The organism is Bacillus sp. MHSD_36 (assembly GCF_030757775.1).
Taxonomy (GTDB): domain Bacteria; phylum Bacillota; class Bacilli; order Bacillales; family Bacillaceae_G; genus Bacillus_A.
On record NZ_JAVBIS010000002.1, the window covers coordinates 635,728 to 658,577 of the forward strand.

General features: G+C 36.8%; 19 protein-coding genes and 1 other annotated feature. Of the genes, 2 read left to right on the forward strand and 17 right to left on the reverse strand.

From position 1 onward, the window contains the following. Nucleotides 1-9: 9 nt before the first annotated feature. The 15 genes from Q9B79_RS11425 to hemA form a co-directional block, all read right to left on the reverse strand. Nucleotides 10-1,902, reverse strand: a complete 1,893-nt coding sequence (locus Q9B79_RS11425) for a tyrosine-type recombinase/integrase (RefSeq protein WP_306184173.1) — start codon at nt 1,900-1,902, stop codon at nt 10-12. Beyond that, complete coding sequence (locus tag Q9B79_RS11430; protein WP_306184175.1) at nt 1,899-2,984, reverse strand: tyrosine-type recombinase/integrase; 1,086 nt, start codon at nt 2,982-2,984, stop codon at nt 1,899-1,901. Before Q9B79_RS11430 ends, Q9B79_RS11425 begins: the two co-directional genes overlap by 4 nt. A 119-nt stretch (nt 2,985-3,103) precedes the next feature. Continuing rightward, a complete protein-coding gene (gene radC, locus Q9B79_RS11435) occupies nt 3,104-3,664 on the reverse strand; it encodes a RadC family protein (protein WP_306184177.1) in 561 nt (186 codons plus the stop codon). Nucleotides 3,665-3,711: 47 nt separating this feature from the next. Continuing rightward, a complete protein-coding gene (locus Q9B79_RS11440) occupies nt 3,712-4,287 on the reverse strand; it encodes a Maf family protein (protein ID WP_306184179.1) in 576 nt (191 codons plus the stop codon). 221 nt (nt 4,288-4,508) lie between these two features. After that, on the reverse strand, nt 4,509-5,471 hold the full coding sequence (locus Q9B79_RS11445) for a stage II sporulation protein B (protein WP_306184181.1): 963 nt from the start codon (nt 5,469-5,471) through the stop codon (nt 4,509-4,511). Nucleotides 5,472-5,636: 165 nt separating this feature from the next. Beyond that, a complete protein-coding gene (locus tag Q9B79_RS11450; RefSeq protein WP_306184183.1) occupies nt 5,637-6,938 on the reverse strand; it encodes a bifunctional folylpolyglutamate synthase/dihydrofolate synthase in 1,302 nt (433 codons plus the stop codon). 92 nt (nt 6,939-7,030) lie between these two features. Further along, on the reverse strand, nt 7,031-9,676 hold the full coding sequence (locus Q9B79_RS11455) for a valine--tRNA ligase (RefSeq protein ID WP_306184184.1): 2,646 nt from the start codon (nt 9,674-9,676) through the stop codon (nt 7,031-7,033). 38 nt (nt 9,677-9,714) lie between these two features. After that, nucleotides 9,715-9,946 (reverse strand) — a binding site (T-box leader). Between the two features lie 120 nt (nt 9,947-10,066). Further along, nucleotides 10,067-11,092 carry a spore coat protein YsxE gene (gene ysxE, locus Q9B79_RS11460; RefSeq protein WP_306184186.1) on the reverse strand — a complete coding sequence of 342 codons (1,026 nt, stop codon included), beginning with the start codon at nt 11,090-11,092 and terminating at the stop codon, nt 10,067-10,069. Between the two features lie 62 nt (nt 11,093-11,154). After that, nucleotides 11,155-12,150: a stage VI sporulation protein D gene (gene spoVID, locus Q9B79_RS11465; RefSeq protein WP_306184188.1), complete on the reverse strand. Its 996-nt coding sequence runs from the start codon at nt 12,148-12,150 to the stop codon at nt 11,155-11,157. Nucleotides 12,151-12,259: 109 nt separating this feature from the next. Beyond that, a complete protein-coding gene (gene hemL / locus Q9B79_RS11470) occupies nt 12,260-13,549 on the reverse strand; it encodes a glutamate-1-semialdehyde 2,1-aminomutase (RefSeq protein WP_061157502.1) in 1,290 nt (429 codons plus the stop codon). Continuing rightward, complete coding sequence (gene hemB, locus Q9B79_RS11475; protein WP_001087078.1) at nt 13,549-14,538, reverse strand: porphobilinogen synthase; 990 nt, start codon at nt 14,536-14,538, stop codon at nt 13,549-13,551. Before hemB ends, hemL begins: the two co-directional genes overlap by 1 nt. Before the next feature lie 68 nt (nt 14,539-14,606). Continuing rightward, entirely contained in the window at nt 14,607-15,359 is a 753-nt protein-coding gene (gene hemD, locus Q9B79_RS11480; protein WP_306184193.1) for a uroporphyrinogen-III synthase, read from the reverse strand. 2 nt (nt 15,360-15,361) lie between these two features. Continuing rightward, nucleotides 15,362-16,291 (reverse strand): hydroxymethylbilane synthase, encoded by a 930-nt coding sequence (gene hemC / locus Q9B79_RS11485; protein ID WP_306184196.1) that lies wholly within the window; start codon nt 16,289-16,291, stop codon nt 15,362-15,364. A 15-nt stretch (nt 16,292-16,306) separates the two neighbouring features. After that, nucleotides 16,307-17,140: a cytochrome c biogenesis protein gene (locus tag Q9B79_RS11490; RefSeq protein WP_306184198.1), complete on the reverse strand. Its 834-nt coding sequence runs from the start codon at nt 17,138-17,140 to the stop codon at nt 16,307-16,309. Nucleotides 17,141-17,157: 17 nt separating this feature from the next. Then, nucleotides 17,158-18,492 carry a glutamyl-tRNA reductase gene (gene hemA / locus Q9B79_RS11495; RefSeq protein WP_306184199.1) on the reverse strand — a complete coding sequence of 445 codons (1,335 nt, stop codon included), beginning with the start codon at nt 18,490-18,492 and terminating at the stop codon, nt 17,158-17,160. Between the two features lie 415 nt (nt 18,493-18,907). Between hemA and Q9B79_RS11500 the strand changes: the two genes are divergently transcribed. Continuing rightward, the gene (locus Q9B79_RS11500; protein ID WP_306184201.1) at nt 18,908-19,360 is read left to right on the forward strand and encodes a MarR family winged helix-turn-helix transcriptional regulator; all 453 of its coding nucleotides are present in this window, start codon (nt 18,908-18,910) and stop codon (nt 19,358-19,360) included. 2 nt (nt 19,361-19,362) lie between these two features. Beyond that, the gene (locus tag Q9B79_RS11505) at nt 19,363-19,779 is read left to right on the forward strand and encodes an organic hydroperoxide resistance protein (protein WP_061677128.1); all 417 of its coding nucleotides are present in this window, start codon (nt 19,363-19,365) and stop codon (nt 19,777-19,779) included. Nucleotides 19,780-19,813: 34 nt separating this feature from the next. On the opposite strand, the gene ysxC is transcribed toward Q9B79_RS11505, so the two are convergent. Both ysxC and lon read right to left on the reverse strand, forming a co-directional pair. Beyond that, a complete protein-coding gene (gene ysxC, locus Q9B79_RS11510) occupies nt 19,814-20,410 on the reverse strand; it encodes a ribosome biogenesis GTP-binding protein YsxC (protein ID WP_048531469.1) in 597 nt (198 codons plus the stop codon). Then, entirely contained in the window at nt 20,407-22,737 is a 2,331-nt protein-coding gene (gene lon, locus Q9B79_RS11515; protein WP_306184204.1) for an endopeptidase La, read from the reverse strand. The genes ysxC and lon overlap by 4 nt, the downstream gene beginning before the upstream one ends. Between the last annotated feature and the right edge of the window lie 113 nt (nt 22,738-22,850).

The following is a 22,850-nucleotide window of genomic DNA, read 5'->3' on the forward strand; positions in this document are numbered from 1 at the left end:
CTTAATCACTTACTCCTTTAAGCTACCTATTATTTGCTCTAAGCGTTCTTTTACGCGACTATTAGTTTCTATTTGCCTTTGCCACTGTTTGTCCTTAGCAGTAGCTAACAAATCCTCTGTAAGCTTTAAATGCTCCTGGTGCTGTGGTAAGAATTGTTTACTAGTACAGAAATGTGTACAATCTAAACACGCATTAGCGTGAGGACAAGAGCCCGCTATTACTGGTAACCTACAATAACCATTAGGAAGTACTTGAGCATTTATATTTTTCTTGAACCATTGAAGAGTAACATCATCGGCTTCATTGTCATTATCCAAATCAATTACATTACCATTATTAGTAACCATCTTTTCTCTGAATTTTGCAAATTCATTTTTGAGGGTTTCATCAAAGATATGAGCGTATCTACTTGTCATCTCGGGGCTTTCATGGCCCAAAAACTTCTGTACAATATGCTGTGGCACTCCGTTGTTAATCATTTTTGTACCTACTGTATGACGAAACGCATGAGCTTGGAATCGAAAAATATTTCCTTCTTTATCAACGATATTATTATCAAAAGCTAATTGATTTAATTCTCGCCTAAAAGTATCTTGTTTCAACGGAGAACCATTACTTCTAGGAAAAAGATATTCACTATCAGGAAATTCCTTTGAAACTTTGTCCTCTCGTATTTTAATTAATACAGCTACCTCTTTTGAAACGGGAATGATATGTTCCTTCTTCATTTTCCATTGATAATACTTTAAAAAGTAATCCCTATCTTTGTCCTCTAATAAACAACCTTTTTTCAAGGTACATAATTCGCTTACCCTCATCCCACATTCTTGAACTATCATAGTCATCGTGGCTATATATTCAGGCAATTTATCAAGATGACTGTTCAATTGCTCTAGCACATATTCATCTATAAAACGTGGTTTTGCCTTTGGTTCTTTTAGATAGTCTTCTTTAAATATTAACACTCTTGAAGGAACGTCATCCCATTCTAGTCTAGTAAGTGTATTAAAAAAAACCTCCAAAGTATTAATTTTTCCATTTATTGTTACAGGACTTAATCCCATAGTATTAATTTCACTTAAGTACCCTTCAATCTCTATTCTCGATATTTGGTGTATTCTCTGAATTTGTTTATAATTTATATCTAGGTAATGAAAAAATTCCCTAATTTTCCTTACAGTATCAATTACATATGAATAACTAAGTGTGTTTAATATCAATTTCGCATATCGTTTAGCAAGCCTTTTAAAATATGGATTACGAAATTCCTTAAAGGAAATTAAATATTCATATTGTGTAGGGTTAACTTTATCAGCTGGAAGTGGCAATTTACGTCTGTCCCAAACGTCTTTTTCCCACTCCTCCCCATCAAAGTAATAATCCTCATAAAACTCCATAAATTGCTTCAAGTTAGTAACATAATAGGAATTAGCTTGTATAGCTATTTTTTCCTGATTGGCAGTAATCTTATAATTGGTTGTGGTAATTCTAACACCTTTCGTTATTAAAAATGACCTGTATTCTGTCATTGCCCTCTCAATTGGTACTTCAGTAATTGAGCTAATATCAGGGTATTTTAAATCAAAGAAATCTAACATTCTATTTATAACTGTACCTTTTCTAATCCAAACTGTCTTTGCATTCCAAACTTTATTAGTCAAGTGGTAATAGTAAAAATATTTCAATTCTGTCCTTAGCCATAAATTTTCAACACGATCAAACCTTACCCAACGATTTCTTAAAGAAGGATTTTTGCATAATTCAATGGCTGAAGGTTCAGGACATTCTCTTATATCCCACCTATCATTAGCCCAAAATCCCTGTAACTCCTCATTCATTGCAGCTATTTTTTTGCTGATTTCACTTTGACTGATAATTTTTCTTTTACTAGAATCATTCATTTTTTATTTTCCTTTCCCTTAAGATATTTTTTAAATTCATTTTTCATATCTTGATCTGAAAGGTGAACATAAGTATTTAATGTTGTTTGAACATTCGCATGACCCAATCTTTTTTGAACATGCGCTACATCCCACCCGTCTCTTATTAGCTCAGTCGCATGAGTATGGCGCAACACATGCGCCGTAAATTCAATACCAGTTCTTTTCACTATTCTTCTAATTAAATCAAGAACACTTTGATATTTTAATGGTTTGCCATAATAGGCTTCTTTTAAGGCAATAAATACATAATCATGATCCAACTCATCAAAATACTCATGTACCAAATAATCTGTATAAAGTGCCATTAGCTCTTTACTCACATGAATTGTTCTTTCCTTCCTCAATTTAATATAGGCTTCATTATAGTTAACATCTCTTGGAGTCAAATGGATTTGATTATCCCAAGTAGCAATATCTTCAAGCCGTAACGATAACACTTCCCCTATTCTTAGACCACCTTCATACATAAGCATCAAAATTAATTTATCCCTTTTTGTATGACACGCCTCAATAATTTGCTTAACTTCCTCTGGTGCTAATGTTCTTACCTTCTTCTTTTTTTCCCTTAATTTTAAGACATTCCTTTGATATTTCCCCTTATTGATATGATGTAAGAAGCCTTTGAAATTTCTCCCCCTTGTTTCTTTAAATACATTTATTGACTTGAACTCACCCAATCTACTTAAATACTCCAAATAACTCATAACAGCATTTAGAATTGTATTCACTGTTGTTTCTTCTCTTATGGCCTCTTTTGGTTGAAAATCAATCACCTTTGCTGATGTTGGATATCTCAACCAACCTACGAAATCTGCTAATTTTTCAAAGCTAATTTCATTAAGAGTAATTCCCCTTTGTCCCATAAACTCATATAGCAGCTTTAAATGATAGCAATAGGCTTTAATGGTATTTGGTGACTTACTGGTATTATCCAAATATTTCATAAAATCCATTATTGGTTCTATTACCTGGTACTCCTCATCTAGCAATAAATAAAGTGGATATGGCTTATTATCCACTTTTATTTTTTGAACCTTCATCATTCTCCCCCCTTCTCTTTAAATACTTTAATTACTTTAAATTATAAATACTGTTAATTTTTATTTAAAGTGAAGTATACCCTTATATCCTCCTCCTAAAATACTTTAACTACTATCATTTATAGTACTATGGATAAGGGGTCTCCTGAGGGATGGTTATGAAGACATATGATAGAGGCTGCTGCTCGGCGGAACGCTTCTTTAAACACTTCCCTTGGATGTACGATTGATGTGTTTAAGCTTCCAATGAAAATTGTTTGCCTATGTATAACTTGATTTTTTGTGTTCAAATATAAACATACAAAATGCTCCTGCTGCAGAAAGCGCATTTCTTCCATCATATAACTCGCGCAATCTTCTGGGCTTCTAATGCTATATCTATTTTGGTATTCTAAACGCACCATTCTTCTACCGAGTTCAAATGCAGCTATAAGCTGGGTTGCCTTCGCAACCCCAACACCATGTATACTGACAAGCTCCTCTAACGTTGCATCTTTCAACATACGTAAACCGTCAAAGTGATGTAGAATTTTATCTGATAACTTTAAAACTGTTTCTTCCTTAGAACCTGTTCTGAGTAACACTGCAAGAAGCTCCCGATTCGATAAACTTCCAGCTCCTTCTAACAATAAACGCTCCCGTGGCTGTTCTTCTTTAACAACATCACGAATACCGTTCATTTCTCCACCCCTTTTATTTGTTCTCTCAAAGAAAATCCCATGCAATTTTACGCATGGGTTATATCAGTATCAAATTGTTTTAATTCCCGAACAAGACGTGCAATCGGTAACCCGACTACACTATAGTAGTCCCCTTGAATATGTTGAACAAAAATAGACCCTTTGCCTTGAATTCCATAGCTTCCTGCTTTATCAAGAGGCTCTTTCGATGCAACGTATGCGTCAATTTCCTCTTCTGTTAATTCCCAAAACGTAACTTCTGTACGCTCGTAAAAAGTGACTGTTTTGTCTTTCGCTATAATTGCAACACCAGTGTACACTTCATGTGTTTTCCCTGATAATAATTGTAACATTGCTTTCGCCTCAGCCTCATTAGAAGGCTTTCCAAGAATACGCGATTCATATGTAACAATTGTGTCCGCACCTAACACAATATGCTCACTGTTATTTTCTGCTACCGCAGATGCTTTTTGCAGAGCAAGGGACATTACAATATCAGAAGGCGATGAGTATGCACCAATCGTTTCTTCTACTTCACTTACAATGATTTCAAATGGTACATTCGCTAACTCAAGTAATTCCTTCCTGCGAGGTGATCCTGAAGCTAAAATAATTTTTCTCATATTTTCTCCTTCCTTTCTCACATGAAGCCGAATCATTTACATCAATCGTATCAAAGGAATAGTTTGTCCACAAATGAAAGAAATATTATTTTCTCTAAACAAAATAATACTTCTTTACTAAAATACGATTATATTTCTGTCATAGAGAAAGCACTTTGCTCTAAATTCAAAAGAAAAGAAAGAAGTACCTATACTTCTTCCCTCGTCATTTCATTATCCTATCATTTCGCCTTTTGTGAAACAATTTTTTCATATGAAAGCATACCATCAATAATAACTTGATTTAATTTCGCCAAAGATTCCTTATCACCTTTTCCATCCTTCACTGTTTGCACAGCTACTGACGTATACATATACAATTTCTTTGTTTCTTCTTGCTTCATAGTTTTCCCTTCTTTTTCTATTTCTTTCCACTCTTTTTCAATCGCACCTATATCTTTCGCATTACTTTTCCCACTACCTTGTACGCTAGCAGCATATTTTGCTAAATGAGTATATAATGGCTGTACTTTTGTTAAAAACGACCCAACTTCTTTATTATCTTTCAGTAACGCTTTATCTGTTATATCCCAATCCTTTTTTAATACGGAAACATTATCATTTTTATACTGCGTCATTAATTGATTTACACCTTGTTCATCGTTAGCAATACCAACAACTAATGCATACTTATCACCGCTCGGTTTTAAAGCTGCAACGCCTCCATTACCTTTCCACTCTTCAAGAGCGGCCTGTCCTTTTTCTTCAGAAGAATAAATTCCTCCTTGAACAAAAAATAATTTCATTGGATCTAATGACGTTCCTGTCTGTGCTTTTTGTTTTTCCTCCTTTGGTGCTGGTGTTTGTTCTGCCGTTCCACCCGCCTTTGATTCTTCATTTCGGATCTGCTTCGAAGCTGTTACTTCGCTTCCTCCTGTCGCACCTTGTCCTTTCAGTAACTGTAGCATTCCCATCCCAAACGCCGTACCAATAATAATTGCAGTTGCAACAATTGCAATTAACGTATTGCTCCACTTCTTTCGTTTTTTTTCCGTAGACGCTACTTTCGCTTTTTGAAACGGAACAACATTTTTCGGTCTTTCACTCTCTACTACCATCCATTCAAATTCATCTTTCTTCTTCTCCTCATACTTCGCTTCTGTTCCATTCACTTTCACTGAGATCGTTCGTGATTGCTTGTCCATACACTCACACCTCACCTCTTATCGTTGTCCGCATCATATCATATTCATTTCACAAAAAAACGAGATATTTGTCAGAGGAATTCGCCAAATAACCCTATATATTTATCTTATATGTATGCATTTGACTTCATTTGTAGAACAAAAAAACTAGATAGCAAAGACTATCTAGTTTTTCTCTCGAATATACTTTCGAACTTCCGAAATGAAATAAAGAGAACCCGTTATGATAAAAACATCATTTTCTCCAATCATTTCAATCTTCGTATCAATTGCCTCTTTCCAATTTTCAAAAACTAACTTTGATTCTTTCTTGGAATACGATGCAAGCTTGTCAGCTGAAATAGCACGATCAAAGGCGAATGTTGTAAAAATAATTTCATCGGCGATGGTTTCTAATTGACCTACCATATTATGCAACTCTTTATCACCAAGGGCAGTAAATAAAACTATTACATTTTTACCTTTGTAATGTGATTCTACCGTTTTCACAAGGCTTTCAATACCTTCTGGGTTATGAGCACCATCTATAATAACATCTGGATTACTTTTCAGTTTTTCAAAACGTCCAATCCAATACGCTTCCTGTAATCCAGTTCTTATTTCTTCTTCCTCAATTAAAAATGATAAGTATGTTTTGACATATATAATTGCCATCAGTGCAAGTGCTGCGTTTCCTACTTGATGACTGCCCTTCATTGAGATTCGTACATCTTCAAAAGAGGCGAAAGGACAAGTGAAATCGAACTGTTCGCCATCTTCGCTAGACTGTTTATGTAAAGCTGTAAAATGGTTGTCCATCTCGTATACGTTTGCATGTTTTTCCTTTGCAACCTTTTGAATGACTTGCAATGCTTCCTCATCTTGTACACCAGTAATAACCGGAACACCAGACTTAATAATCCCCGCCTTTTCATATGCAATTTCTCCTAGTGTATTACCTAAAATATGCATATGATCATGGCCGATATTTGTAATAATCGTGAGGACAGGATGAATCACATTCGTAGAATCAAAGCGCCCTCCAAGCCCTGTTTCAAATAAAACAACATCACAGAAATTAACTTTACCGAAATAACAAATTGCCATAACAGTAATAATTTCAAACTCAGTCGCTTCCCCTAAATCTGTCTCATCTAGTTTTTCAACGATTGGCTTTACCATCTTTACAAGTTCAGTAATCTCTTCATCTGCAATTGGTGTGCCGTTCACACTAATACGTTCATTAAATGTTTCAATATAAGGAGAGGTAAATGTCCCTACCTTATACTTTGCGTCTTCTAACATGTAACGCATATATGTTAACGTTGAACCTTTTCCATTTGTACCAGCAAGATGAACACATTTTATGTGACGTTCTGGATTTCCGAGTTCTTCTAGCATCCATCTCATTCTTTCTAATCCTGGTTTAATACCGAACTTCAATCGGCTATGAATCCACCCTATCGCTTCTTCGTATGTATGTATCACGTATGCTTTCCCCTTTCAAAAAACAACCTTTATAGCCCTATTATACGCAAAGAAAAGAGACTCACCAATATAGTGAGTCTCTAAAAAGCTTTTTATTTCTCAAGGTCTGCTAGACGTTGGCGAACTGCTTCGCGTTTTTCTAGGTAATCTTGCTCTTTCGCACGCTCTCCTTCAATAACTGCTGCAGGAGCTTTTGCTACGAAACCTTGGTTTGAAAGTTTCTTCTGTACACGTTCTACTTCTTTGTCGAACTTCTCAAGTTCTTTCTCAAGACGCGCTCTCTCTTCATCCAGATTGATAAGATCAGCTAACGGTAAGAATAACTCTGCACCTGTTACGATTGCAGTCATTGCTTTTTCTGGCGCTTGTAAATCCGTTTGGATTGTTAATTCGCTTGGATTACAGAAACGCTCAATGTAAGAGCTGTTTTTCGTAAGTTGAGCAAGTACAGCCTCGTCTTTTGCTTTAATTTGCATTTGAACTTTTTTGCTCATTGGCGTATTAACTTCTGCACGGATGTTACGAACAGAGCGAATGATATCAACTAGAAGGTGCATTTCTGCTGCAGCTTCTGTATCTTGTAAATCTTCGCGAACTGTTGGCCACGCTGCTACTGTAATAGATTCGCCTTCGTGCGGTAAATGTTGCCAAATCTTCTCTGTTACGAATGGCATGAATGGGTGTAATAGACGCATTGTTTGGTCTAATACGTAAGCTAAAATAGAACGAGTTGTTTTCTTAGCCGCTTCATCTTCACCGTATAGAGGTAGTTTCGCCATCTCAATGTACCAGTCACAGAAATCGTCCCAAATGAAGTTGTATAATGAACGACCAGCTTCACCGAACTCATATTTATCCATATTACGTGTTACGCTTTCGATCGTTTCATTTAAGCGAGTTAAAATCCACTTGTCTGCAACTGATTTTTCACCAGTTAAATCGATTTCTTCATACTTCATATCATCCATGTTCATTAATACGAAACGTGATGCATTCCAAATTTTATTAATGAAGTTCCAAGTAGATTCTACTTTTTCCATGCTGAAACGTAAGTCTTGACCTGGTGCACTTCCCGTTGATAAGAAGAAACGCATTGCATCTGCACCGTACTTCTCGATAACTTCCATTGGGTCAATACCGTTACCAAGAGATTTACTCATTTTACGTCCTTGCTCATCACGAACTAAACCGTGAATTAATACATCTTTAAATGGACGCTCGCCTGTAAACTCTAAACCTTGGAAAATCATACGAGATACCCAGAAGAAGATGATGTCATAACCCGTTACTAGTGCATCTGTTGAATAGTAACGTTTGAAATCTGCTGCATCTTCATTTGGCCAACCAAGTGTTGAGAATGGCCATAGTGCTGAACTGAACCATGTATCAAGTACGTCGTTATCTTGATTCCAGTTTTCAATATCTGCTGGTGCTTCTGTACCTACGTATACTTCACCAGTTTCTTTATGATACCAAGCTGGAATGCGGTGTCCCCACCATAATTGACGAGAAATACACCAGTCGTGAATGTTTTCCATCCAACGTAAATATGTGTTTTCGAAACGCTCCGGTACGAACGTTACTTTCTCTTCTTCTTTTTGCTGAAGTGCTACTGCCTTCTCAGCAAGTGGAGCCATTTTTACGAACCATTGTGTTGATAAGTAAGGCTCAACAACTGCACCACTACGCTCACTATGACCTACTGAATGCATATGAGGCTCGATTTCTACTAATACGCCCGCTTCTTGTAAATCTTTTACTAACGCTTTACGGCATTCGAAACGATCCATGCCGTTATACTTACCAGCTTTTTCGTTCATCGATCCATCTTCGTTCATTACTAAGATACGTGGTAAGTCATGACGGTTACCTACTTCAAAGTCATTTGGGTCATGAGCTGGTGTAATTTTTACAACGCCTGTTCCGAAATCTTTTTCTACATACTCATCAGCAATAATCGGAATCTCACGGCCTACGATTGGAAGTGTAACTGTTTTTCCGATTAAATGTTTGTAACGATCGTCTTCTGGATGAACCGCTACTGCTGTATCACCAAGCATCGTTTCTGGACGAGTTGTTGCAAGACGAATATGACCAGAACCATCTGTTAACGGATAGTTCATATGGTAGAATGCACCTTGAACTTCTTTATGAATTACTTCAATATCAGAAAGAGCTGTGCGTGTTGCTGGATCCCAGTTGATAATATATTCACCGCGGTAAATTAAGCCTTTTTCGTATAATTGAACGAATACTTTATTAACCGCATCAGATAAACCTTCGTCTAATGTGAAACGTTCACAAGAATAGTCTAGTCCTAAACCAACTTTTCCCCATTGTTGACGAATGTGAGAAGCGTATTCTTCTTTCCACTCCCAAGCTTTTTCAAGGAATTTCTCACGGCCAAGATCGTAACGTGAAATACCTTCTTCACGAAGTTTCCCTTCTACTTTCGCTTGTGTTGCGATACCCGCATGGTCCATTCCTGGAAGCCATAATACATCGTAACCTTGCATACGCTTCGTACGAGTTAAAATATCTTGAAGAGTTGTATCCCAAGCGTGACCTAAGTGTAACTTACCTGTTACGTTCGGAGGTGGAATTACAATTGTATAAGGTTGTTTCTTCTCGTCTCCTGTTGCTTCAAAATATTTGCCTTCTAGCCACCACTGATAAAGGCCTTCTTCAACGGACATATGATCATATTTAGTTGGTAAATTCTTTTCCGTATTTGACATTATTTTCCCTCCTTAAAATAAAAAATGCCCCTCATCCAAAAAAGGACGAGGGACATCGCGGTACCACCTTTATTTACAAACAAATTCAGAATTTGCTTATACTCTTAATTTGATAACGGACAAATCCGTCTTTTCCTAATAAGAACTATTCCGTTCAGAAAAGATGCTCCAGGGCTACCTTCTAACATAACTATCTAGAGAATCTCCCAGCTAATGATTCTCCTCTCTGAAGACGTTTCTTGTTATACTCTTCCCCTTCAAGGCATTTATATGATTGTTAATTATTATATACAATAGTGTAAAAAACGAAACCTTATTCGTCAAGATAAATTTAAGACTACGAATTTTTTGAAGCACAAAAAAGATAAGTAGAGGATGCTACTTATCTTTTTATCCGTTCCCTTGCTGGGCAGCTTGTAATTGCGAAAGGAAATATTCTATATTACTAACAAGCCAATGCGCTTGTTGCAAACTCTTTACTCCGAGAAGTTCATTTTCCTCATTACGGCTCTCTCTTCTTTTTTTATAAGACTGAATTCGCCGAATAAATTGCGATGGATACGTCATATACGCAAACATGAGTAGTTGCTCTTCTTTCGTAAAAGGGAAATTTTTTTGGTACATTTGATACCATTCAAACCGATCACTTCGCGCAATTGGATATGTGTTTAACGACCGAGAATAGAACCCTACAATATCTTGCACTGGTGTTGCAAACTTCGATTTTTCTAAACTAATAAAATAGCCATTCCGTTCATAATCAAATAAAAAATGATTAAGTGATACGTTGCCATGCACAAAAGTAATACGTGTTTTTTCTTTTTCTTTCATCGCATCGTTCCACTCTTTTAATTGCTTCGTTGCAAACTCACGCGCTCTCATTACATGATGGTAGTACGTACAATATTGCAATTCAAACGGGGACATATACCATTTCGCTTCCGATTCTACAAGAAACTCTTCTAACATCTCACCATCATTTTCCCAGCGATCGGATATATTCGTATAATGTTTCTCTAAATCTTCTCCTGTATACGTTTCTTCTTTTACCGTTTTTTGATGCAAGGTTCCGAGAGTCTGAAACATTTTATGGTATTGATCATTATCCTCGCCGTTTCCTTCCGCACGTTCTAACCACGGCATTAAATAATAGTTATACGTACCATCACTTAAAATATAATTTCCATCCGTCGCATGGTATATAGGTACATAATTTGAGAAACCTTTCTCTTTCAAATATTGAATATGGTGCAGAAAGTTATTCCGCTCTAACTTCCTGCCTTCTATTTTCTTGAGCGCATATGGACCTTGATTCGTATAAATTTTCGTTACACTTCCATGCTCTTCCATATGCTGCGTATCCAATTTATATTGCCTTACAATAGGTTCATAGCGACTTCGTAATTCCATATCCATACGAATAACCCTTTCTATTCAAAACATAGCCTTCAGAAAAACAAGTGAGTGAAACCACTCACTTATTTCGTTTTTGCTCTTGAAACAGGAATATAAATAATTTGTCCTGTAGTTAAATATATATCTTCTGTTTGATTGACACGGTATAAGTTTTGTACGGACGTTTCATAACGCTCTGCAACAGATTCGATCGTATCTCCTTCTTGCACGAAGTACATTCTTAACTTTGTAAATTCTTCTTCCGGTTCTTTCGTAAATAGTTTCGTTAAATAAAGAGCATTTTCATCTCGCTGTGAATACGTTTCTTCTTCTTGTTCTTCTTGCTTTTTCGCTTTCTCTTTCTTGAAATCTTTTCGTCCGAACAATTCAAATTGCGGCGTTGTTTCTTTCTCTTCTTCACGTTCTACAAATTCATGTTCTTCTATTTCCTCTTCCTCTACTTCCCGCTCTTTTCTTTCTTCTAGTTGGAACGGTTCAAATGCGTAATCTTCCCACTCATCTGATTCCTTATAAGCTGGTTCTTCTACTTGCGGCGTCGGTCTAGCTTCATACTCTTGCTCTGAATCATACTCTTGCTCTGAATCATCCTCTAACTCAGCATACGCCGTTTCTTCCTCTTCATCCTCAATTCTTTCTTCATCACATAAACCTGTAATAGATATATCCGCTAATAATTGTAAGCAACCATTTTCCTTTAATTCATAATCAAATTCCTCGATAGATACATACAGTTCTTCAATTACTTTCACACGGTTTCTCGGAATTGATATTTCAAGCGGAAAGGAATGAACAAGTTCATTAACTCCATCTTCTCTTGTTTCTACATAATCAATTGACTTCGCTGGTGATAAATCTCTTAATGAATAAGCCGAATCATCTTGCCGTGCAACATACTCTCCCGTCAAATCTAATTGCCCTCTCACGATAACTTCATGATCAAGCTCTTCTATCTCAACGTCTGGATCTAACGAAATTGACAAAAGTTCTTCGACTTCCTGTCCTTTTTGGAACCAAACAGATTCTTTTAATGAAAAACGTAATGAATGGTCTGTTGTCACTTCTTTTCCCCCTCCCAAACTATATGTCATTACAGATTTATGTACGGAAAGCTGACTTTATGAATAAAAAAAATCGCCCCCCTTACGGAGAGCGATTTTCTTTATTCAATTAAGCTTTTAATTTTGACATGGCAATCTCAGCCGCTGCAATTGTTGCTTCAATATCTGCATCACTATGTGCTGTCGATAAGAATAAACCTTCGAATTGAGATGGTGGCAAGAATACACCTTGCTCTACCATTTCACGATAGTAAGCTGCAAAGAATTCTAAGTTTGAAGATTTTGCTGCATCGTAATTAATAACTGGTTCATCTGTAAAGAAGATACCAATCATAGAACCCGCACGATTAATATGATGCGGAATACCATGTTTTTCAGCCGCTTTACGTAAGCCAGCTTCTAACATTTCAGCTTTACGCTCGAATTCTACATACGATTCTGGCGTTAACTGTACTAACGTTTCATAACCTGCTGCCATTGCAAGTGGGTTACCTGATAAAGTACCTGCTTGATAAATCGGTCCGCTCGGTGCAACTTGACGCATAATTTCTGCTTTACCACCGTATGCTCCTACTGGTAATCCACCGCCGATTACTTTACCTAAACAAGTTAAATCAGGTGTTACACCGTAATAACCTTGTCCGCAATTATAAGCAACTCGGAATCCTGTCATTACTTCATCAAAAATAAGCAATGCACCATTTTGCTCTGTTACTTCACGAAGACCTTCTAAAAATCCTGGTTGCGGAGGAACAACACCCATATTTCCTGCTACTGGTTCTACAATGACACAAGCAATATCATCACCGAATTGTTCGAAAGCGTATTTCACACTTTCTAAATCGTTATACGCTACTGTAATCGTATTTTTCGCTACACCTTCTGGTACACCAGGGCTATCTGGTAAACCTAGCGTCGCTACACCAGAACCCGCTTTAATTAATAACGAGTCACCATGACCGTGGTAACAACCGATAAATTTCAAAATTTTGTTACGGCCTGTATAACCACGAGCTAAACGTAGCGCACTCATTGTCGCTTCTGTTCCAGAGTTAACCATACGCACAATTTCAATTGATGGTACGCGCTCGATAACAAGTTTCGCTAATTTATTTTCAATTTCCGTTGGGGCACCAAAGCTTGTACCTCTTTCAGCAACAGTTTTTAAAGCTTCCACAACACGATCATTTGCATGGCCATGAATTAAAGGACCCCATGATAATACGTAATCGATGTATTCATTTCCATCTATATCATATACTTTAGAGCCTTTTCCACGCTCCATAAACAACGGATTCATACCAACAGACTTAAAGGCACGAACTGGGCTATTTACGCCACCAGGCATTAAATCTTGAGCCTCTTCAAATGCCGCAATCGACTTATCAAATTTTTTCATTATTTAGCGCCTCCTTCTTGTAACCATCTTGCTGCATCTTTCGCATGATACGTAATAATTAAATCTGCTCCTGCACGTTTCATACTAATTAGCTTTTCAAGTACAACTTCTTTTTCATTAATCCAACCATTTTGCGCTGCTGCTTTAATCATTGAATATTCACCGCTTACGTTATAAGCAACGACTGGTAAATTAAAGTTATTTTTCACATCACGAACGATATCTAAATAAGAAAGAGCTGGCTTTACAATTAAGAAATCTGCCCCTTCCATTACATCTGATTCCGCTTCACGGAATGCTTCCATACGGTTCGCTGGGTCCATTTGATATGTTTTACGATCACCAAATTGCGGTGCACCGTGCGCTGCATCACGGAATGGTCCGTAAAATGCTGATGAATATTTCACAGCGTACGACATAACTGGTACATGTCCAAAGCCATTTTCATCTAATGCATGGCGAATTGCTGTTACGAATCCGTCCATCATGTTTGATGGTGCAATAATGTCTGCTCCCGCTTTCGCTTGGCTTACAGCTGTTTTTGCAAGAACTGCAAGAGACTCGTCATTTAAAATAATACCATCTTCAATTACACCGCAATGGCCATGGCTTGTGAATTGACATAAACATGTATCCGCAACTACTACTAGATCAGGGAATTCACCTTTAATTTGCTGAATTGCACGTTGCACAATTCCATGATCACAATATGCTGATGATCCAACTTCATCTTTTTCAGCAGGTAAACCGAATACAATAACAGAACGAATACCTAAATCAACAACTTCTTGCATTTCAGCTTGCAATAAATCTAAAGACATTTGATATACGCCTGGCATAGAAGGCACTTCATTACGAACATTTTCTCCTTCTAATACAAAAATAGGGTAAATAAAATCTTCCGTATGTAAAAACGTTTCACGCACAAGCGCACGCATATTACCACTTTGTCTTAAGCGACGATGACGATTAAATTGTAAAGAGTTCATAGATTTCTATCCCCATTCTTTTATTTTATCCCGCTATTTACGGGCAGTAAGACCCACTAATTAAAGTTTCACTTTATAGACTCACTAATGCATTGTAGTAATGCTTCTACAGTGTACTCTTTCGGCATAATAATATGCGGAAAATAAAGGCTTGCCTCTTTTTCCGTAATAGGCCCTATACAAGCAATTGTACATTTTTTTGTCCATTCTCTCCAGTTTGTACCCTTAAGTAAATGAACAAAACTAGTAACAGTTGAAGGGCTCGTAAATGTAATAATGTCTACTTTCCCTACTTCTAACACTTCTATAAGCTCTGGCTTTTTCTCTACATTCTCTTTCGTACCATATACAATGAGCTCATCTAGAGAAACACCAATTCCGCGAAGTGCAACTGGAATTACATCTCTTGCTAAATTCCCTTTCGGAAATAAAATGCGTTCATTTCCACTTAACTTTTTCACAAACTCTTCTGCAAATACTTCTGCAACAAATGAAGTTGGAACAAAGTCCACTTCATAGCCTCGCTTTTCTAACTCTAACTTTGTTTTCACGCCTACTGCAGCAATTTTCATCGTTACAGGTAGCTTCTTTCTCAAACGATCTAGAAAAAAAGCTACGCCATTTTTACTCGTAAAAATAACCCAGTCATACGAATATAGTTGCCCTGCTATATGTTGAATTTGCCTATGAGACATACCTTCCATACGTAAAAGCGGAATTTCCAATGGAATTCCGCTCTTTTCTTTCACCGCTACACTCAGTTGTTTTGCTTGATGCTGGGCACGTGTAATCAATACCGTTTTGCCAGCGAGAGCGTTCATATTTATTGTTGCCCCTTATTTGCAGCAAGAATGAGTTCTTTTGCGCCTTGTTTAATTAAACGGTCCGCAGCCTCTAATCCCACTTCCTCTGGATTCGTTCCTACTACTGTCTCTTTCAATAAAACAGAACCGTCCATAGACCCGACAAGAGCTGTTAATTCGATTGCATCATTTTCTATAAGAGTTGCATAACCAGCGATTGGAACTTGGCATCCACCTTCAAGTTTATGAAGAAATACTCGTTCTGCTGCCACTGTTTTTTCTGTTACTGCATCATTCATATGCGCTAACAACTGTAGTAAATCCTTATCATCTTCACGACACTCAATCGCTAATGCACCTTGACCTACAGCAGGTACACATAACGTCTCATCTAAATGCTCTGTAATAACTTCATTATCCCAGCCCATTCTCTGTAATCCAGCTGTCGCTAAAATGATAGCATCGTAATCTTCTTCTTTTAATTTACGTAAACGTGTATCGATATTTCCGCGAATCCACTTCACTTGTAAATCTGGTCTCGCAGCTAACAATTGTGCACTACGTCTCAAACTACTTGTACCTAAAATAGCGCCTTCTGCTAACTCATTAAACGACGCTCCGTTTTTTGAGATAAAAGCATCGCGAGGGTCAACACGCTTTGGTGTACAACCAATCATTAATCCTTCTGGAAGTACGGCTGGCATATCTTTCATACTATGTACAGCCATATCAATTTCTTTTGTAAGTAACGCATGTTCAATCTCTTTCACAAACAAGCCTTTTCCGCCTACTTTTGAAAGAGTAACATCTAAAATAACATCACCTTTTGTTACAATTTCTTTCACTTCAAATTCATATGGTAAACCTAGCGCTTTTAACTGATCAATAAACCAGTTTGTTTGCGTTAATGCTAATTTACTCTTTCGTGACCCTACAATAATTTTGCGCATAATTTTCTCTCCTCATTATAAATACCAAAAGTGGAAGTTGGATAAACTGCTTAATAGAAAAATATTAATTAGCATTACGAGAAATGCTCCGATGTTCCACTGCACGATTTTCTTCCCTTGCAACACATCTGCCGCTCGTAGGTAAAGACCCACACAATATACAAATAGAACGACAAAAGACCCAATTACTTTCGTATCATACCAATGGAAATTGTCCAATTTTGTATATCCCCATATGCATCCTAATAAAATAGCTAGTAAAAAAAAGGGAACAGAAAATAAATTTAATCCGTAAGACATTGATTCTAGCTTCGGTAAATTTCCTAACCTTCTTAATCTCGCATTCCATTTCTTCTTTTTTAATAGGCGATATTGCAATAAATACATAATAGAAAAAATGAACGATACAGTGAAAGTTGCATAAGAAATAATGGCCATACCGACATGTACGTATACAAGCTCCGAAACTAATTGCTCTGCAAGTATCGGCGACATCTTTCCGAGCGGTGTAAAAATAGAAAAAGCGCTTACGCCAAACGCAACAACATTTGTAAAAAAGACTAAAAAGTCAATCCTCATAAATCGATTAATGACTAAAGACATCGTAATCAACAGCCAAACATAAAAATAAATCCCTGATAATAAAGTTAATATAGGATTCGTTTCTGAATCTGTGGCCCTAAGTAACATGAAGATAGACTGCAGAATCCACACAATTGAAAGTAACCAAAAAGCTAATCGGTTCGCCTTTCGGTTACTTTGGAAATAATCTATAAAATATAAACTAATGCTACAAGCATATAAAATAATTGCAATATGATAAATAATACTGTTATTTAAAAAACTCATCCGATCATCCTTCCAAATTATAAAGATGGAACGGATGGTGTCCACACTCTTTTATGTTCTACTTCTTCCGCACGACTCTCTACGTCTTCCACTTCTAAATCGAAAATCTTTGCAAATAACGCTAACTTTTCGTCCGCTCCCTCTTCAGCAGCTATTTCTTTCGCTACTAAAATTGGGTCTTTTAATAATTGATTAATAATACTTTTCGTATGCTTACTAATTACTTTTCTCTCACGATCACTAAGATTCGGTATTTTTCGTTCTAGACTTTCCATCGTTTCACTTTGAATAGCAAGCGCCTTATCACGAAGAGCTGATATTAACGGAACGACACCAAGTGTACTTAACCACGTTTTAAATAAAACAATTTCCTCTTCAATCATAAATTGAATTTTCTCTGCTTCTTTCAAACGCTCTGCACGGTTCGCTTCCACTACTCCTTGCAAATCATCAATGTCATATAAGAAAGAACCTTCTAACTCATCAATCGCTGGATCGATATCACGTGGCACTGCAATATCAACCATAAATAATGGACGACCAGAGCGCATTTTCTCTACCTTTGTCATCATCTCTTTCGTAATGACATAATCTGATGCACCAGTTGAACTAATTAAAATATCAGCTTCTAATAATGCACATTGTAATTCACTTAAAGGTTTTGCATGCCCCATATATTTCTCAGCCATTACTTCAGCTTTTGAAAGCGTCCTATTCATAACTGTTACTTTACGAGCGCCGCTTCCATATAAGTTTTGCAATGCAAGTTCACCCATTTTACCCGCGCCAAGAATAAGCACATGACAATCTGTTAACTCGCCGAATATTTTCTTCCCAAGCTCAACAGCAGCATAACTAACAGACATCGCACTTTCACCAATTGTCGTTTCTGAGTGAGCACGTTTCGCTAACGTAACCACTTGCTTAAACAATTCATTAAAAATGGTACCTGTCGCTTTTACCTGCTGCGCTTCTAAAAAGCTATCTTTTATTTGACCTAAAATTTGCGTCTCTCCAACTACCATAGAATCTAAACCGCACGTTACACGGAATAAATGATCTATTGCACCGTCTTGTTCAAAAATAGTTAAATACGGTGCGACTTCTTCTATTTCAAGCTGAAACCAATCAGCTAAAAACTTCTTAATATAATACCGTCCCGTGTGTAATTGATCGACAACAGCGTAAATCTCAGTACGATTACAAGTTGATACAATGACATTCTCTAACACGCTCTTTTGATTTTGTAATGTAGTCATCGCTTGCTCTAGCTCTGCTGCCTGAAATGTGAGTTTCTCACGAAATTCTACAGGGGCTGTTCGATAATTTACACTAACAACAAGAATATGCACGCAGCATGTCCCCCTTCACCCGTTTTATCACTTTATCTACTATCATAATACAACTTTCCTCTTATGAATCTGACAATCGTGTGAACAACCGATTATTTTTTATTTATTCTCCGTATGTAATAAAGGAGATTCAGTAAAACTAATAAAAACTTTCTACTTTATAATGATTATAAATTAATAACTCTATTTGTACGTTACCAAAAAAAACCCTCATAATCAAGTGATGGAAACTATTCCATATGAATTATAACGTCATCTTCCCTATCTTCTTTCATCATGAGGGAAAATATGTATGATTGTTCCAAATTGTAGCACAAACTTTCTCAATACAATGTATTTGACATTGTATTTCTTTTTCGTTATATTGATTTTACAAAATTAAATTGCGCACAATTTAATTAGAAAGGAGTTATGTATGACAGAGAATTCTTTACATCTAGATAACCAACTTTGTTTTTCTATTTACGCCTGTTCTAAAGAAGTTACCCGCTTTTATCGACCCTATTTAGAAGAAATGGGTATTACGTATCCTCAGTACATTACTTTACTCGTACTATGGGAGCAAGACGGATTAACAGTAAAGGAAATTGGAGAACGTCTATTTTTAGATTCTGGTACGTTAACACCTATGTTAAAGCGAATGGAATCATTGCAACTTGTAAAACGTGTTCGTTCTAAAGAAGACGAGCGCAAAGTTTGTATTGAATTAACAGAACGAGGTAAAGCTTTAAAAGAGAAGGCTTGTTCATTACCGACAACAATGGCTACAAATTTAGGAATTACAGAACAAGAATATCGTTCTTTATTAATTCAATTAAATAAACTAATTGAAACAATGAAAACAATTAATGATAGAAAAGGGGAATAAACATGGATAAATTATATACTGCTTCAGTAACTGCTACAGGTGGAAGAAATGGAAAAGTCGTTTCAGATGATGGCATATTAAATCTTGATGTAAAAATGCCGAAAGCACTAGGTGGTGCAGGCGGAGAAGCAACAAATCCAGAACAACTATTTGCTGCTGGTTATGCCGCTTGTTTTGATAGTGCATTACAACTTGTCATTCGTACGAAGCGTGTGAAAGTAGAAAGTACAGAAGTAACTGCTCACGTTTCTATCGGAAAAGATACAGATGGTGGTTTCGGCCTATCTGCTGTACTTGATGTACATGTTGCCGGCGTCTCTCATGCCGAAGCACAAGAACTTGTAGAAGCAGCTCACGGTGTATGTCCTTATTCAAAAGCAACGAGAGGAAATATTGAGGTTACATTAAACGTAAAATAAAAAATGTAGTAAATAAAAAAACGCGCGACATTTGTCACGCGTTTTTTGTTTTTGTCATTTTATGAATAGCCTTCCACGCTTCTTCTTTTCCAAGTCCTGTTTCAGAAGAGAATAGAACAATTTCATCGCCAATTTCAACAGCAAGCGTTTCTTTTACAACTTTTAAATGCTTCTGCCATTTCCCTTTCGGGATTTTATCGGCTTTCGTCGCAATAATAATTGTTGGGATTTCATAATGCTTTAAGAAATCATACATCATCACATCATCGCTTGTTGGTTTGTGACGTAAATCAACTACTAATACAGCTGCGTCCAATTGTTCACGCGTTGTAAAGTAAGTTTCAATCATCTTACCCCATGCCGCGCGTTCTGATTTAGATACTTTCGCATATCCATAACCTGGAACGTCAACAAAATGCATCATTTCATTGATTAAGAAAAAGTTCAACGTTTGCGTTTTTCCTGGTTTAGAAGAAATACGAACTAACTTTTTACGATTTAAAATTTTATTAATAAAGGAAGACTTCCCGACATTTGAACGACCTGCTAATGCAATTTCTGGTAAATCACTGTCTGGATATTGTTCTGGTTTAACAGCACTAATTACAATATCTGCTTTTGTTACTTTCATTGTTTCACTCCTACTAATGCGTGCTCCAATACTTCATCTAAATGAGATGCAAGCACAAACGTAAGGTTTTCTTTTACGCTTTCTGGAATATCATCTAAATCTTTCTCGTTTTCTGCTGGCAAAATAATTTTTGTTAAGCCTGCGCGGTGAGCACTTAATGTTTTTTCTTTTAAACCACCAATCGGTAATACACGACCACGAAGTGTAATTTCACCTGTCATCCCTACTTCTTTACTTACAGGAATACCTGTTAGTGCGGAAATAAGTGCCGTTGCCATCGTAATACCTGCTGACGGTCCATCTTTTGGAACTGCTCCTTCTGGAACATGAATATGAATATCATTTTTCTCATGGAAATTCGGATCAATCTTAAGCTCTTCTGCACGAGAACGAATATAGCTAAACGCTGCTTGTGCGGATTCTTTCATAACATCCCCAAGTTTCCCTGTTAAAATTAATTTCCCTTTACCTGGCGCTACAGACACTTCAATCGCAAGTGTATCGCCGCCCGCTGCTGTATACGCTAACCCTGTTGCCATACCAACTTGGTCTGTTTTCTCGGCCTGTCCATAACGGAATATGTGCTTGCCAAGTAAATCAACAACATTTTTCTCTGTTACTACAATACGCTTGCGCTCTGCTGTAACGATAATTTTTGCTGCTTTACGACAAACTTTTGCAATTTGGCGCTCTAGTGTACGAACACCAGCCTCACGTGTATAATAACGAATAATTTCAAGAAGCGCTTCATCACGTATTTGTAAATTACCTTTTCGTAAGCCATGCTCTTTTAATTGTTTCGGCAATAAATGTTCACGGGCAATGTGTACTTTTTCAAGTTCAGTATAACCGGCAATCGAAATAATTTCCATACGGTCAAGCAATGGACCTGGAATACTTGAAAGTGTATTTGCAGTTGCTACAAACATAACCTTCGATAAATCATATGGTTCTTCAATGTAATGATCACTGAAGTTATGGTTTTGTTCTGGATCTAACACTTCAAGTAATGCCGCTGATGGATCTCCACGGAAATCGTTAGACATTTTATCAATCTCATCTAATAAAAAGACCGGATTAACTGATTTCGCCTTTTTCATACCTTGAATAATGCGTCCTGGCATTGCTCCAACGTACGTACGGCGATGCCCACGAATTTCAGATTCATCACGTACACCACCAAGGGATACACGGACAAAATTACGATTTAATGATGTTGCAATTGAACGCGCTAACGAAGTTTTTCCGACCCCAGGAGGGCCTACTAAACAAAGGATAGGTCCTTTTAATGAATTCGTTAACTTCTGTACCGCTAAATATTCAAGTACGCGCTCTTTCACTTTCTCAAGACCGTAATGATCTTTATTTAAAATCTCTTCTGAATGAGCAAGATCAATCATATCTTCTGTTGCTTCTGTCCACGGAAGTGCTAATAACCAATCCATATAATTGCGAATTACACCGCTCTCCGCAGAACTTGCTGGTAACTTTTCATAACGATCTAATTCTTTCAGTGCAGCCTTCATTGTTTCTTCAGGCATTCCCGACTGTTCAATTTTCTCACGAAGCTCTTCAACTTCTCCGCCCTTACCTTCTTTATCGCCAAGTTCAGTTTGAATCGCCTTCATTTGTTCACGTAAGAAATATTCTTTTTGCGTGCGCTCCATTGAACGTTTCACTTTTTGTCCAATTTTCTTTTCTAAACTAAGTAATTCTTGTTCATCTTGAATAATTGAAATAAGTGTATGTAATCGTTCTTTCACAGATATAATCTCTAAAATCTCTTGTTTCTGCTTCGTTTTAATTGGCAAGTGAGAAGCAATTAAATCAGCTAATCTTCCTGGCTCTTCTACATCAGCTACCGTTGCAAATGTTTCATTTGAAACTTTTTTCGAAACTTTAATATATTGTTCGAAATGCTCTAATAATGTACGCATAAGAGCTTTCTCTTCTAAATCAGCTTCCACTTCTTCAGCTACCGTTTTAATAGAAACTTGCACTACATTTTCTTCTTCGATAAATTCTACTACTTCTGCTCTATGTAAACCTTCTACAAGGACACGAAGCGTACCGTTCGGCAATTTTAACATTTGCTTCACTTTCGCTACTGTACCTACACTATATATGTCATCTTCTTTCGGATCATCGATATTCATTTCTTTTTGCATTGCTAAAAAAATAATATTTTCATCCATTGCCGCCTGCTCTAGTGCTTGTATCGATTTATCACGTCCTACATCAAGATGCAGAACCATCGTTGGATATACGAGAACGCCTCTTAATGGTAGGAGGGGCACGATTCTTTCATTCGTATTCATACTAGACATAGCACCTCCATAATAAATTAAACTCCTGTTCAACTATTTTATATTACAATACATCTAGATGCAATTGCAGAGATTTTCCTCAATTGTAAATCCCACATTTTTTCTCCTTTATA